Raw genomic sequence first — 13,797 nt, 5'->3', positions numbered from 1 at the left:
CCGCAGGTAGAAGTCCTCGAAAGCCTGCGTCCGCGTTAACGGGTCCGCCGGTTCTTCCTGTTCGGGCCGCACGAGCTGGGCTCCCTTCGGTCAACAGTGCTTACACCCTGTACTTGACCGAAGCCCCCGATGCATTACGAGACAGGCACCGGGTGATCGGGCACGATGTGCGGGTGACGCAGACTTCGCCGACCATTTGGCGGGGCAAGACCTGCTGGTACGTCGCCGCGTACGTGGCCATGATCGCGGTGACGGGCAGCGCGGCCGTCCTGCTCGCAGAGCTCAATCTCGACGTGGGGCAGAGCATGTGGCCCGACGCGCAACCTGAGGACCAGATGGTGGCGAAGTGGCGTACCGCCGCCGTCCTGGCCTACACCTCCGGCAGTGCCGTCGGGCACGTGTGCGCCCTGGTGGCCGGCCTGCTGGCCGCACGATGGGCCAGGGACAAGACGTGGCGGACCGGCCTCGTCATGGCTGCCCTCGCCGGGGCCGGGCTGGGCCTGGCGGACCTGGCGGCGGCATCGTGGAAGGCGACTCCCCTCCTGCACGAGTTCGCAACCTCACCTGTCCTGACGGACAACGACGGCACGCAGATCGTCGACACCGGGCTGCAGCATCATGGCTGCGTACCGGTCGCCATGGCCGTGGTCTTCGCGACGCTCCTGATCGTCGCGAGCATTGGGTTCGCCGTCGCTCATTTGAGACCGCTCTACAAATCCTCCTTGATAGTGGCATCTCTCGCGCTCGTACCTGTCGCCCATTTCTTCATACCGGCCGTCGCGCTGATCACATCGGCATAAGAATCCCTTAGTGCGCACATGTACCATTTGCTTCCCTTCGCAGCATATATCGCACATCACCTCCATTAAGATAAATTTATCCGCCACGCTCTCCAAGTGGCGAAAACAATGCAATTCCTCCGTTGTTTGAGCCCTTCCCGCTCGCGGGAGGATATCGATGCCACAGAAAACTAGTCTGTGTCCTTACGGGGGAATTCCATGCTTTCAAAGACTCTGCTCGCCTGCGGCCTGGGCAGCATCGCGCTCGCCTGCGCGCTGCCAACGCCCACCTGGGCGCTGGACGGCAGCCACACGAGCGAGACCAACGTTCGCTGCGGACAGGTCATCTACAGATCCATCAAGCTCGCCAACGACCTGCACAACTGCGGCGGCAACGGGCTCGAAGTCGGCGCGTCCAACATCACCATCGATCTCAACGGCCACACCATCGACGGCTCCGGGACCGCCAGCGGGATCGACAACACCTCGGAAGGGCTGTCCCGCACCGGTCACTCCCGGGTGACGATCAAGAACGGCACCGTCACCGGCTTCGCGAGCGGGGTCAGCCTCGCGAACGGGGCCGACCGCAACCTCGTCCAGCGCATCCTCGCCACCGCCAACGGCGGCGCCGGGATCTCCGCTCGAAACGTGGACCGCCCATACATCAGCGACAGCGCCGCCATCGGCGACCTCGTCGGGTTCAGGCTCGACTCCGTCACCAACGCGCACATCGAACGCAGCACCGCCCTGAACAACACCGGAAACGGGATCCTGCTCACAGGAACAAGCAGAGGGACCGTGCTGCACCGCAACAGCGTGGTGAACAACAACGGCGACGGCATCCTCGTCACGGCCACCGTGACCGGCACCCGCATCGACAACAACGACGCCAACGGCAACGGCACCCGCATCCCCAGGGAAGACGGCATCGACGTCGACGCCACCGATGCGGCCACCGTGATCAGGGACAACCGCGCCCGCAACAACGGCGACTACGGCATCGAAGCCACACCGGGCGTCACCGACGGTGGCGGCAACCGGGCCAGCGGCAACGGCAACTCGGCCCAGTGCCTCAACATCACCTGCACTCCCTGAACCGAGAAGAGTGACAGACCGGCGCGGGTTCCCCGCCCTTTGACGGGGCGGGGGATCCGACGTCGGCTCATTGTGTGTGGGCACCCAAGTCCCACATCCGCACCACGCCATGACGACACCACGCCTTCAAGCTCAATCGGGCAGAAGGGTCCCCCGCCGTGCCCGGCGCGTGGCGGCCAGACCTCCGGCCAGGCCGCTGACGGCGCAGACCAGCACCAACCCGGCGTACTGCGGCAGAGAGTAGGCGAACCACGGCTCGCCGGTCGCCGCCTTCCCGAGCATGGTGAGCGAAGCAGCGGCGATGCCCGTTCCGAGCACCGTACCGACGCACGTCACGATCAATGTCTCCCAGCACACCGCTCTCGCGAGCTGCCGCGGCTTGGTCCCACTGTGCGCAACAGCCGGATCTCCCCGGCGCGTTCGGCCTGACCTCCGGCCTGCCGAGCAGAGCGCGGGCGATCGCCACCCGCTGCTGCTGGCCGCCGGACAACTGCGCCGGGCGATGCCCCTCACGCCCTGCCAGTCCAACCCGGTGCAGCAACTCACGCACCCGCGACGGTTCCGGCCGGCGCCTGGCCAGGCTGCTGGGCAGGATCACGTTCTGCCAGGCGGTCAGCGACGGCACCAGGTTGAACGCCTGAAAGACGACGCCGACCCGGTCGCGGCGCAGCACCGCCAGTTCCTTCTCCCCGAAGCGGGTGATGTCCTCTCCGCCGATATGGACCGCCCCTGAATCCGGCCGGTCCAGCCCCGACGCGCACTGCAGCAGCGTGCTCTTGCCCGCCCCTGACGGACCATCACCGCGGTGAAACTGCCGCGCGAGAACCCGACGCTGACCCGCCGGAGCGCGGCCACCTCGGTGGCGCCTTTCCCATATGTCCTGGTCACTTCCTCAAGGAGGACCACATGATCAACAGCGTGCCGGAATGCCTGCGCCCCGCCCATCCGGCGTCTCCCTGGCCCACCCCTGAAACTCACCGCTCACCCCTGACACTCCACTGCCCGGAAGCAGAGGCAGCCTCTCAGCAGTAGTGCTTTGCTCGTGCCACGAACTCGGCGGAGGAAAGCGGCACATCGACGCCGTCGGGCTGCTCGCCGCTGTGATCCTGGACAAGGATGCGGCCCGCCGTCGGTTTCGTCTTGTACGCGGTTGTGAAGGAGACGCGGAACGTTCCCCCAGGCTTCTTGGCGTTGTACGCGCTTGCAACGTACTTACGACCTGGCTGGAAATTGAGATCGCCTTCGACAAGAGACCAGCCCAGCGGAATCTTCTCCAAGTCCAGGAAGACCGGCGATCCGGATAACTTCGGGGCTTTTAGTTCAGCCTGGTCCTCAAGCCGATCATTGACCCTCTGGTAGACGACCACCCGGTCCGGGGGCTGCTGGCACCAGGCCACGACCAGTGTCAACCGTCCTTCGGCGTTGACCGTGATGCCGGTCAGCCCGGTCAACGCCGGGCTGGTCGGAACGCAGCCCATCAGCGCGGCAAGCGCGAGAGCGCCCAGGCCATACCGGAGGGGGAGCTTGAAGTCACGCGTTCTCACTGATCGCACATCCCTCGTCTGAGTGCCATGGGGCGCCTCCCGAATCGACGTTTTCTGCCCAATGAGATGCGTTGAGCGCGAAGATCGTTCGCCTGACATGGGCGTCCGCGCCATCCTTCAGGATGTTCTTTCGGCCTGGACTGAGAGCGGAGACGGCCGGCCAGCGCCGGGAAGGCCGTCACCGAGACCGTCTACCGACACCAGATCCGCCCCGTGATCCGAACCGGCGCGCCGCCCATGGACCGCATCTTCGATGACCTCACGAACGCCCAGGGCTCCCTTGATCTTGTGACAAGATCGCTGGATGCTGCGACTCACCGATTTCATCATCGACTGCCCGGACACGATGAAGCTGGCGGCCTTCTACTCCGAGGTGACGGGCCGCCCGATCAAGGAAGGCAGCCACGAGCACTGGGCCGGCATCAAGTTCGGCGAGATTGAGCTGGCCTTCATCCGGGTGGATGACTACCGCGCTCCGCAGTGGCCCGACAGCGAGCACCCCAAGCAGTTCCACCTCGACTTCGAAGTGGACGACATCGAGTCCGAGCAGCGCCGCGTCCTCGGCCTCGGCGCGACGCTGCAGCAGGACTTCATCGGCCCTGAAGGCTACGGCTGGCGGGTCTACACCGACCCGATCGGCCACCCCTTCTGCCTGTGCCGCAACAAGGGCGTCACCTGGACCGACGAGGGCCCGGTCTGGCCCTAGCAGCCCACACCGTACGTCACTGAGAAGATCAAAAAGGCCACTTCCGATCACTGGAAGTGGCCTTTGACCTAGGTGGAGATGAGGGGATTCGAACCCCTGACCCCTTCGATGCGAAGCCACTTGCCCAATGCGCTCAACACCAGACAAGCGCCATCTGACCAGCGAGGGACTCCTCAACCGTTTCGGAACGTCCGAGAGCGTCCACCGCGATTGTCACCCACTTCGTCACTCACTCGACGTCGTGACCCCCTTCTTCTCTCCAGGCTTGATCCTGTTCGAGTACGGACCGAGCACCATGGACACGGCACCAACGACAAGCGGCGCCTCCCCACCATGGCCAGTCACTATGAGTACCGTTACAAGGGCTGCGACTACGGCAGCTATGACGAGTGGCCCACTTCCAAGCGGTAGTGTTTGCATCGAGTACTCCTTGACGGATGCTCACGCCCGCCACAGGAGAGCTTGCAGGCACCTGTGGCGGGACTATTTCAGGGCACGATGCTACAGCCGAGAGATTGCGCGAGAAGCAGGTACCGGCACAAGCTAGATGCTGTTATCTAAATAACAGAGGCGAGTAAATAACCTGTAGTATGCGCAGGTAGAGCAACGGATTGCGGCTTCCGGCACTCAAACCGCAGGTGAGAGAGCAGTCGCCTCAAATACACATCGGACTCGCCAGACATAACCAACTTGCAAATAGCGAGTGCAACAGTTTAATAACGGCAGTGCATTCGTCCTCATGTCTACGGCCCAAGGGCTTCACTCCTGATCACCTCGTACGCCGTCGACTCACCGCGTAGCGGCAGCGGGCCGGGGACGGAGTGTCAAGCTCGGCTTCGCGTGTACGATCACCGGTCGCCGTTCCTCGATCATGCGTTGCCCTGCGGTCAGAGCCGGGCTTGATACGGAGGAGCCGGTCTGCTGGGCTTGCCTGAGTCGATGGTGTGCGAGGTGATCAGCCCCCAGCCACCCATCTACGTGCAGGTCCGTGTGGCGATCACCTCGGTGCCGGAGTGCTCCCGCCGGAGGCATGCTTTGACCTCGTCGGCTCAGTCCGGGAGTCGGCATCTCGCTTGGTGCTGGTGGACCTCCTGCACGTCTTCTGCGCGCGTTCGTTGGTGCGGCGGGGTGGCCGGGCGGGACCGGCCCGGAGAGGCCGCACGCCCGCCCGGACCGCCCGGCCGCCCGCCGCCCATCGGGCGGCGGCTTGATGACGTAGGGAAGGTTTGAATCATGCACCGCCCTGCAAGCTTGCCGATCTTGCTCTGCTACTGCTGCTCGATCAGTTCGGCGATGCTGCCGGTCACCGCATCGGCTCCCGCCTGCGTGAGCCTGTCGGCCTTTCCTGGTGCCTTGGCATAGGCGATGCTGCGGGTTCCGGCGTGGCGCGCGGCCTGCATGTCGAAGTCGGAATCCCCGATCAGCACGGCCCGGTTCGGTTCGACGCCCAGCGCCTTGCATGCCCACAGCACTGACTGCGGGTGTGGCTTCATCTGCTCCGGCGCCCCGATCGGTCGCCCGGAAACCGCGGTGACCCACTCGCCCAAGTCGGCCAGAGCAAGGAACGTCTCGATGGCGGGTGCGGAGTTGTTGCTCACGATGGCGACCGGCTTGCCGGCCTCTGCGCACGCTTCGAGAAAGTCGCGGACGCCGGGTGTGATCTCGGCGCTAGTTGCGGCCTCGACCTCGTTGCCCATGAGGGCGGTCTCCACCTTGTCGACCAGTTCCGGTGCGATGTCGGCGGTACGGCGTAGCACCTTGAGCGGGTCGTCCAGCGCCTCGACATCCTCCGGAAGTTCCGCGCCCTCCTTGACGAGCGCTTGCTTGAGTCGGGCCGCGACCACGGGCGCGGGCAGTCCGGCGAAGATGCTGCACACGGGGCCGTCGAAGTCGAGCAGGATGGCGTGGGCCTGGCGGACGAGTTCGGCGGCGCTGGTCATAGGTCGATCTCGCGGCTGATGGTGGTCCACATGCTGTCGAACCAGCGGCGGGTCTCGGTGACGTACTGCGAGGCCATCGAGGTGGGGTCTTCGGTGATCTCGTAGTGGAAGAGCAGGGCGTCCTTGCCCATGACGTCGTACAGCTCGTGGGGTTCGCCCTTGATGCGGACGGTGTGCTTGACGACGGGGTAGAAGCCGAAGAACACCCGCTGGCGGTTGATCACGTAGAACTTGAACGCGGGTGCGGTCTGGTGGACGCGTACCTGCACGGCGGCGGTCTTGACCAGGCCGAGGTCCGCCAGTTCGTGTACGGCGTCGGCGATGGCCTGGACGCTGCGCTGCTGGATGCGCAGGGCGCGGGTGCGGATCACCGGGTCGTCGCTCAGGTCCTCCGCGCGGCAGGGCAGGGACATGGGGTGTTCCATGTCGGGGACCAGGATGCGGATGGCGATGGACTCGGGGGTGAGCCGTCCGAGGCGGATCTTGTCAAGAGGTTCTTGAAGCATCCCGTTGAGGGTCTCGCCGGAGAAGCCGGCGAAGTCGATGGAGACGTTCGGCTCCTCGAAGGCCCGCTCGACGTGGGGGCGCAGCTCGACCGGCCGTTCGGTGCGTTCGCGGACGAAGACGCCGCTGCCTTGGCGGGAGACGACCAGGCCCTCGTCACGTAGCAGGCGGATGGCCTGCTGGACGGTCATGCGCGCCACGCCGTACGTCTTCGCCAGGTCGTGGCCTGAGGGGAGCTTCTCGCCCGGCTCGAACTTCTTGGTGAGGATCGCGGCGCGCAAGGCGTTGGCGACCTGCTGGTACGGCGGGCGGGGGTCGTCAGGATCGAGACTCATCACGCAAAACAGCCTAGTTCTCCTAGGTTGCCTAGTCCAGTTACTCGCAGATGCTTGACATGGCTAGCCATGCTGGGCAACATGATTCTCGTCAGCAAGATGCCTAGCCAAGTTAGGCAACCTTCAAAGGAGATCATCATGCGTAACATCCCCGTCGACATCACCGGCCTGGCCTTCATCGTCGCAGGTGAGCCCGAGCCGAAGATCGTCGACCGCGCCACCGGCGAGGTCAAGCGAGACGCCGAGGGCCGCGAGCTCTACACCATCCCGCTGCTGCCCAAGCCGAACGACGACCGGCGCAACCCGGTGATCGTGGTGACGTTCCCCAGCGCGACGTTCCCGCAGATCCCCGAGGGCGTGCAGGTCCGCCCGGTCGGCCTAGCGGCCTTCTTCTGGTCCATGAACGGCCGCTCCGGCCTCGGCTTTCGCGCCGAGACCATCGCCCCGGCCACCGCAGCGAAGGCGGCCTGACCGCTGCACCGGCTCCCAAGGGCGGGCGTACCGCCTGCCGGCCAATCGCCCGCCCCTGGGAGCCGATCTCTCGCGGTACAAAAGGAACGTTCCAAACATGTCCGACTGGCTGATCCCGCTGACCGTGATCCTCGTCGCGGTCTGCACGGTCCTGGTGGTGTGGCACGCGCTGCACCCCGTCTCCTTCTGGCTCTGCGTCGGCTACCCCCTCAAGACCGCACACGTGTACGCCACCTGGGGCAACGTCGCCCTCGGCTGCACCCTGACCCGCAAACGGCGCCGCTGGCGCTACACCTTCGACGGCCTGCCGGTCGTCGGCCACGCCACCATCTCACTCGCACAACGGCGGAAGGTCCGCCGGGTGCAGATCGACAAGCCGCCCCGGCTCGGCCTCATCCGTCCGCACCGCCTCGGCTTCCGGGTGAACGTGACGCTCATGGACGGCCAGACGCCGGACGACTACACCGCCCGCCTGTCCAACCTCGCACATGCCTGGCGGGTCCACTCCGTCCGGCTCGTCAGCTCTCGGCCGGGCCGGGTGACACTGCTGGCCACCCGTGGTGATCCGCTGTCCGAGATCCGAATCCCGCTGTTGTCGGAAGGGCTGCTGAGGGTGCGGGTCGGGCTGCTGGAGACCGGCGTGCCGTGGCTGGTCGACTTCCGTACGGTGCCGCACTGGCTCATCACCGGCGCGACCCAGTCCGGCAAGTCCACCCTGCTCAACGCCCTGATCACCGGCCTCTCCGCGCAACCGGTCGCGCTGGTCGGTTTCGACCTCAAGGGCGGCGTGGAGCTGACCGCCTACGGGGCGCGCCTGTCGGCCATCGCGACCGAACGGGCCGAATGCGTCGGCCTGCTCAACGACCTGATCTGCCTGGTCAAGACCCGCATGGCCCTGTGCCGGGCGAATAAGGCGCGCAACGTCTGGAAGCTGCCCGAAGACTTGCGGCCGACACCGGTCGTAGTCCTGGTGGACGAGGTGGCCGAGCTGTTCCTGATGGCCCACAAGGGCGAGAAGGACGAGATCGCCACCACCGCCACCGCGCTCCTCAGACTGGCCCAGCTCGGCCGGGCGTTCGGGGTCTACCTGGTGGTGTGCGGGCAACGGGTCGGCTCCGACCTCGGCCCCGGCGTCACCGCCCTGCGCTCCCAGCTCTCCGGCCGGATCTGCCACCGGGTCAACGACCCGGAGACCGCCACCATGACCCTCGGCGACACTGACCCGGCCGCCCTCGACGCGGCCCGCCAGATCCCCGCCAGCATGCCCGGAACCGCCATCGTGGTCAGCGATGACGGCCGCTGGTATCGCGCCCGCTCCGTCTACGTCAGCGAAGAAGCGGCCGAAGCCGCCGCCTCCCAACATGCCCAGCTCGCGCCCGCCTGGGCCGACCTGCTCACCGGCGCCGACACCGTGACCGTCACGGACGCCGAACTGGAAGCCCTCGCCCGCGAAGGCGAACCCACCTGACCCCTTCACCCACCGGCCGGCGCGGGCCTCATCGCGCCAGGTCCCTACCCGCCCCATGCCCGAACCCGAAAGGAGGTGCCCTCATGGGACGCATCCGCGCCCGCCTGCTCGACACCGGCCCCATCGTCGTCCTGGCGGTCATCGCCGCTGTCGGGTCCTTCACTCACATCAGCAACCTGGCCAACCGCCACGGGCAGCACGGCTGGCAGTCCTGGGCGGTCGCCGTGTGCATCGACCTGATGTGCGTCATGGCCGCCCGCGAACTCCAGCGCGACAAACGCACCGGCCGCCGCCGCCACGGCCCGCTCTCCTGGCCGGCACTTGTGCTGACCAGCGGCATCGTCCTGACCCTGGCCGCCAACCTGGCCACCGCTCACCCGAGCGTGTGGGGCTGGATCACCGCCGCCACACCCGCCGTCGCCTTCCTTGTCGCGGTCTCCATGCTGGAGCGCCGCGCCTCCCACCGATCCACGTCGAGCCACGCACCCGGACCGATGGACGACGAACAGCCCGGCCCCGCCGAAGCCGTGGCGGCCGTCGAGGTGCCACAGCTAGACCCGGCCCCGCTGACCGCTCCCGGTCCTGCCGAATCAGCGGCGGTCGAGTCCGGTCCGTCGCCCGCGCTGCTCGCCTACGCCCGCCGCCTGGCCGACGACCACCACGCCACCCACCAACGGCCCATCACCGGTGACCTGCTCGCCACCCGCATGCACGTCTCGCCCGACCTAGCCGCCGACCTGCTTACCCACCTCCGGAAGGAACCCGTCGCATGACTCACGAACTGACGCTCCCCCACCTGATCGACGCCGCCCGCGCCTGGGCGCGAGGCTCCTTCGCCCTGGAGGCCGCCGTCGAACTGCTCATCCACCACGGCGTGTGGCTCCAGCGACGGGAGTTCCACCGCTACGCCATGGACTACATCACCGCCACGTACAACCGCGTCCCGTTCGTGATCATCGACTGGCAGTCCGCTCACCACGCCCTCTCCCGGGGCCGCATGCCCTGCTCCCGCAGCGAGGCCGCCGTCCTGCGCATCGCCCTGTCGATCGCCGACGCGTTGCCGGTCGAACTCGGCCCCACCATCACCGGCCTGGACTCCATCAACTTCGTCCGCGTCCTGGCCGCGATGAACCACGCCCACGGCGACCGCACCGCCTGGACCTCCATGAGAGGAGACACCACGTCGTGAAGCGGCTCTACTGCCGCCGCTGCCTCGGCTTCGGCACCATCACCGCCTATCGCAGCCAGCCTCAGCCCACCGGCCAGACATGGATCATCGAGGTCTCGGAGACCTGCCCGACCTGCCGAGGAAAGGGCACCCGGTGATCTCCGAGCACCCTCCCACCCGATCATGACCCGCTTGCCGTGCCCGTTCTGCGCCTGCTGCGCCCGGTACGGCTGCGACTTCGACGGCGACCCGCCCGACTGCGACACCACCACACCCGACGAGCCATGCCCCTGCACCCGCCAAGGAGGTGAACCCGAATCATCCAGTTCTACGCCTGCGCCACCTGCAACGGCACCGGCCTTCACGACGACGACACCTGCCGCGACTGCTCTGGCACCGGCATCGACCTCGACAGCCGCGACTAGCTCCGGCAACGCCACCACGGGACGGCTCAAGCCTGGCAGCCCGCCGTCCCTGTGGGGCGTCACCCTCCGCACTCAACGAAGGAACTCCAGTATGCGCGACCGGCCCTGTCCGGAATGCGACGGCCACGGCTCCGTCCGCGTCCGCTCGCCCCGTACCCACCAACTGTTCGTCATCTACTGCCCGTGCTGCGAAGGCAGCGGAGAGGAGGCTCAGTGACCGAAGCACCCGCCCAGCTCAGCGACCTCATTGGTTCGGCCATTCGGGACCTGGCCCGCCACTCCAACCAGGACGTCACCCGCTGGCTTCACCAGGTCGACCGGCTCCGCGGCTGCACCGACCCGATCCGCCTCACCGGCGAATCCACCACCCTGAACAGCACCACCGGCGAACTCCTGCACACCTTCACCACCCGCGACCAACCACACGGCCAACTCCTGATCCGCTGCGGCAACCGCCGCGCCTCCCGCTGCCCGGCCTGCGCCGAGACCTACCGCCAAGACACCTTCCACCTCATCCGCGCGGGCCTGCTCGGCGGAGACAAGGGCGTCCCGGAGATCGTCCGCACCCACCCACGCGTCCTCGCCACACTCACCGCCCCGTCCTTCGGCCCCGTTCACCGAGGCCCCGACAAGGACGGCACGCTCAACCTCTGCCACCCGCGCCGGACCGGCCCGGCCTGCTTCACCCGCCACCAGAAGGGAGACCCGACCATAGGCCAACCACTCGACCCCGACACCTACGACCACACCGGCCACATCCTGTGGAACGCCCACGCCGCCGTCCTCTGGCACCGCTTCACCATCTACCTCCGTCAGCACCTGGCCGCCGCCACCGGCCTGACCCGAAAGGAGTTCGCCCACACCGCCCGCCTGTCCTTCGCCAAGGTCGCCGAGTACCAGGCCCGGGGCATCGTCCACTTCCACGCCGTCATCCGCCTCGACGGCCGCGAGGGCGACACGCTCACCAACCCGCCCGCCTGGGCCACCCTCGACCTGCTCACCACCACCATCACGTCTGCCGCCGAAGCCGTCCGCCTGCCCGCCCCGGAAACCGGGCAACCGCTCACCTGGGGCGCCATCGACGTACGCCCGATCCAAACCGCCGGCCTCGACGCCGACGCCCTGTCCGAGGCCACCGTCGCGGGCTACATCGCCAAGTACGCCACCAAGGCCGCCGAGACCTCCGGCACCCTGGACCGCCGCGTCACCCGGCAAGACCTCGCCCACCTGCACACCCATGGCGTCACCGAACACGCCGCCCGCCTGATCCGCACCGCCTGGGACCTCGGCGACACCGACACCCACCCGGACCTGGCCCCGCTCCGGCTGCGCCGATGGGCCCACATGCTCGGCTTCCGTGGCCACTTCTCCACCAAGAGCCGCGCCTACTCCACCACCCTGACCGCCCTGCGCCGAGTCCGCGTGGAGTACCGCGAGGCCCAAGAGCTGCAACGCCTGAGACACGACCCGACCAGCACTCTCGTCCTCGCCCACTGGAAGTACGCCGGACAAGGCTTCACACCCGGCGAATCCGCCCTGGCCGCCACCGTCAACGAAGGAGGCAAGCATGGCCGATGACGTCCAGCTCTACCGCGTTCCTGACGCCATGCTGAAGCTCCGCATGAGCCGCAGCGTCATCTACGAGCAGTTGCGCTCCGGTCGCCTCCGCTCGGTCAAGCAGGGCCGCTGCCGCCTGATCCCGGAGAGCGCCCTCCGCGAGTACATCGCCCTGTTGCAGCAGGAGGCGTCATGACGAAACGCCGCAGCCGCGGGGACGGCGGCCTGCACTGGGACGAGTCCCGCCAGCGCTGGATCGCCTCGGTCACGGTCGGCTACACCCCGGCCGGGAAGCGCATCGTCAAGAAGGCCAGCGGCAAGACCAAGACCGCCGCCAAGGACAAGCTCAAGCAGATCATCCGCGACTACGAAGACGGCCTGGTGGTCTCCGGGGCCGGCTACACCGTGGCGGACGCCGTACAGAACTGGCTGGACTACGGGCTCAGCGGGCGAGACGCCGCGACGGTGGAGAAGTGCAAGATCCTCGCGAACAAGCACGTCATCTCCGGCCTGGGCGCCCGCAAGCTCGTGGACCTGACGGCGGACGACGTTGACCGCTGGCTGGCCGACAAGTCGAAGGACCTCAGCACCCGTACCCTGCGCGAACTGCGATCCATCCTCGTCCGCTCGATCTCAAGGGCTCAGGCCCGCGACAAGGTGAAGCGCAACGTCGTGCTCCTGTGCGAGATCCCGAAGGGGAAGGAGGGCCGCCCGTCCAAGTCGCTGACCCTGGCCCAGGCCGAAGCCGTTCTCAAGGCGTCGGAGGGCACAGCCCTGCATACGTACGTCGTCCTGTCGCTGCTCCTCGGTGCTCGCACGGAGGAACTCCGCGCGCTCACCTGGTCGCACGTCAACCTGGATGGCACACCGCCGTCCATCATGGTCTGGCGCTCCGTCCGTGAAGGAGGCGACACCAAGACCAAGAAGTCCCGCCGCACCCTGGCGATGCCGAGGCGCTGCGTGGATGCCCTCAAGCTCCACCGCGAGCGCCAGGACGTGGCCAAGAAGGCGGCGGGCGACCGCTGGCAGGACAACGACCTCGTGTTCGCGTCCAAGGTCGGCACGGAGCTCGACGCGCACAACGTCCGCCGTTCCTTCCGAGCCATCGTCAAAAAGGCCGGCCTCGACCCGAAGGACTGGACACCTCGCGAGATGCGGCACAGCTTCGTCTCGCTGCTCTCCGACTCCGGCATGCCCATCGAAGCCATCTCACGCCTGGTCGGCCACCGCAACACCAGCGTGACGGAGACCGTCTACCGGAAACAACTCCGCCCAGTGTTGCTAGAGGGAGCCGAGGCGATGGACAACATCTTCAGACCTAAATCCGATACCGCCCACAAAGATCATGGGGACTCACACACCATGCCCTCATGAGTAGCGACCTTGGGAACCTCCTGGCGTCCAGACGGCAGGAATTGGGCCTGAACCAGCGCGTGATTGCCGATCACCTCGGCCTGTCTCAATCCGCCATCTCCGACTTCGAGCAAGGTAAGAGACTTCCGACCCATGCTCAGATGATCAAGTTGACGGAGATACTTAAGATTCGTCTGGGCCAGCTCTACGACCGTAGCCCCAACGATCGAGACGAGTCAGACAGTGATGATGTGGAACGAGCGATTGCAGAGTCCAAACTAGATCGAAAACAACAGGACGCCCTGCTCATGTTCTACGGGTGCCTCCGGCAACGGGACTCCATAGGCAACGTGGCCTGGCTCCGCTACCGGTTGCCAGCGGAACGCGACGAGGCACAGTCACCCAGTTAGTCACCCGGCAACGCGAAAGGCCGCTTCCAACGCCCTGGAAGC

Annotated in this window: 16 protein-coding genes and 1 pseudogene; 12 read left to right on the top strand and 5 right to left on the bottom strand. The window is 66.8% G+C overall.

From position 1 onward, the window contains the following. Positions 1–113: 113 nt before the first annotated feature. A complete protein-coding gene (locus tag BMW85_RS26450; protein WP_245775078.1) occupies positions 114–800 on the top strand; it encodes a hypothetical protein in 687 nt (228 codons plus the stop codon). 198 nt (positions 801–998) lie between these two features. Next, on the top strand, positions 999–1,874 hold the full coding sequence (locus tag BMW85_RS26445; protein WP_091086469.1) for a right-handed parallel beta-helix repeat-containing protein: 876 nt from the start codon (positions 999–1,001) through the stop codon (positions 1,872–1,874). Positions 1,875–2,006: 132 nt separating this feature from the next. Here the strand turns inward: BMW85_RS26445 and BMW85_RS52790 are convergent, their stop codons facing one another. From BMW85_RS52790 to BMW85_RS26435, 3 genes and pseudogenes are all read right to left on the bottom strand, one after another. After that, positions 2,007–2,210, bottom strand: coding sequence for a hypothetical protein (locus BMW85_RS52790; protein ID WP_245775077.1), 204 nt, complete (start codon positions 2,208–2,210; stop codon positions 2,007–2,009). Positions 2,211–2,361: 151 nt separating this feature from the next. Beyond that, a pseudogene (locus tag BMW85_RS52360) lies at positions 2,362–2,622 on the bottom strand (ATP-binding cassette domain-containing protein); the annotation flags it as partial. Between the two features lie 274 nt (positions 2,623–2,896). After that, positions 2,897–3,418, bottom strand: a complete 522-nt coding sequence (locus BMW85_RS26435; RefSeq protein WP_091086464.1) for a hypothetical protein — start codon at positions 3,416–3,418, stop codon at positions 2,897–2,899. A gap of 304 nt (positions 3,419–3,722) precedes the next feature. Here BMW85_RS26435 and BMW85_RS26430 point away from each other — a divergent pair, with 304 nt between their 5' ends. Further along, positions 3,723–4,124, top strand: coding sequence for a VOC family protein (locus tag BMW85_RS26430; RefSeq protein WP_091086463.1), 402 nt, complete (start codon positions 3,723–3,725; stop codon positions 4,122–4,124). Positions 4,125–5,392: 1,268 nt separating this feature from the next. Here the strand turns inward: BMW85_RS26430 and BMW85_RS26425 are convergent. Both BMW85_RS26425 and BMW85_RS26420 read right to left on the bottom strand, forming a co-directional pair. After that, on the bottom strand, positions 5,393–6,064 hold the full coding sequence (locus tag BMW85_RS26425) for an HAD family hydrolase (RefSeq protein WP_091086460.1): 672 nt from the start codon (positions 6,062–6,064) through the stop codon (positions 5,393–5,395). Beyond that, on the bottom strand, positions 6,061–6,903 hold the full coding sequence (locus BMW85_RS26420) for a GntR family transcriptional regulator (protein ID WP_091086459.1): 843 nt from the start codon (positions 6,901–6,903) through the stop codon (positions 6,061–6,063). The genes BMW85_RS26425 and BMW85_RS26420 overlap by 4 nt, the downstream gene beginning before the upstream one ends. 138 nt (positions 6,904–7,041) lie before the next feature. Here BMW85_RS26420 and BMW85_RS26415 point away from each other — a divergent pair, with 138 nt between their 5' ends. The 9 genes from BMW85_RS26415 to BMW85_RS26380 all read left to right on the top strand — a co-directional run bounded on the left by BMW85_RS26415 (position 7,042) and on the right by BMW85_RS26380 (position 13,755). Further along, positions 7,042–7,374 (top strand): SCO3933 family regulatory protein, encoded by a 333-nt coding sequence (locus tag BMW85_RS26415; RefSeq protein ID WP_091086456.1) that lies wholly within the window; start codon positions 7,042–7,044, stop codon positions 7,372–7,374. A gap of 97 nt (positions 7,375–7,471) precedes the next feature. Next, a complete protein-coding gene (locus tag BMW85_RS26410; protein ID WP_091086454.1) occupies positions 7,472–8,842 on the top strand; it encodes an FtsK/SpoIIIE domain-containing protein in 1,371 nt (456 codons plus the stop codon). Between the two features lie 83 nt (positions 8,843–8,925). After that, positions 8,926–9,615 carry a DUF2637 domain-containing protein gene (locus BMW85_RS26405; protein ID WP_091086452.1) on the top strand — a complete coding sequence of 230 codons (690 nt, stop codon included), beginning with the start codon at positions 8,926–8,928 and terminating at the stop codon, positions 9,613–9,615. Next, positions 9,612–10,031 carry a hypothetical protein gene (locus BMW85_RS26400; RefSeq protein WP_091086449.1) on the top strand — a complete coding sequence of 140 codons (420 nt, stop codon included), beginning with the start codon at positions 9,612–9,614 and terminating at the stop codon, positions 10,029–10,031. The genes BMW85_RS26405 and BMW85_RS26400 overlap by 4 nt, the downstream gene beginning before the upstream one ends. Then, a complete protein-coding gene (locus BMW85_RS49740; RefSeq protein WP_177240897.1) occupies positions 10,028–10,168 on the top strand; it encodes a hypothetical protein in 141 nt (46 codons plus the stop codon). Before BMW85_RS26400 ends, BMW85_RS49740 begins: the two co-directional genes overlap by 4 nt. 480 nt (positions 10,169–10,648) lie before the next feature. Continuing rightward, complete coding sequence (locus tag BMW85_RS26395) at positions 10,649–12,013, top strand: replication initiator (protein WP_245775076.1); 1,365 nt, start codon at positions 10,649–10,651, stop codon at positions 12,011–12,013. Beyond that, the gene (locus BMW85_RS26390; RefSeq protein ID WP_091086446.1) at positions 12,003–12,188 is read left to right on the top strand and encodes a helix-turn-helix domain-containing protein; all 186 of its coding nucleotides are present in this window, start codon (positions 12,003–12,005) and stop codon (positions 12,186–12,188) included. The genes BMW85_RS26395 and BMW85_RS26390 overlap by 11 nt, the downstream gene beginning before the upstream one ends. Beyond that, positions 12,185–13,366 carry a site-specific integrase gene (locus BMW85_RS26385; RefSeq protein WP_091086445.1) on the top strand — a complete coding sequence of 394 codons (1,182 nt, stop codon included), beginning with the start codon at positions 12,185–12,187 and terminating at the stop codon, positions 13,364–13,366. Before BMW85_RS26390 ends, BMW85_RS26385 begins: the two co-directional genes overlap by 4 nt. Continuing rightward, complete coding sequence (locus tag BMW85_RS26380) at positions 13,363–13,755, top strand: helix-turn-helix domain-containing protein (RefSeq protein WP_091086442.1); 393 nt, start codon at positions 13,363–13,365, stop codon at positions 13,753–13,755. Before BMW85_RS26385 ends, BMW85_RS26380 begins: the two co-directional genes overlap by 4 nt. The last annotated feature ends 42 nt before the right edge of the window (positions 13,756–13,797 follow it).

It is taken from the genome of Nonomuraea wenchangensis, assembly GCF_900111685.1.
Taxonomy (GTDB): Bacteria; Actinomycetota; Actinomycetes; order Streptosporangiales; family Streptosporangiaceae; genus Nonomuraea; species Nonomuraea wenchangensis.
This window is presented reverse-complemented; position numbering and strand designations above follow the sequence as displayed.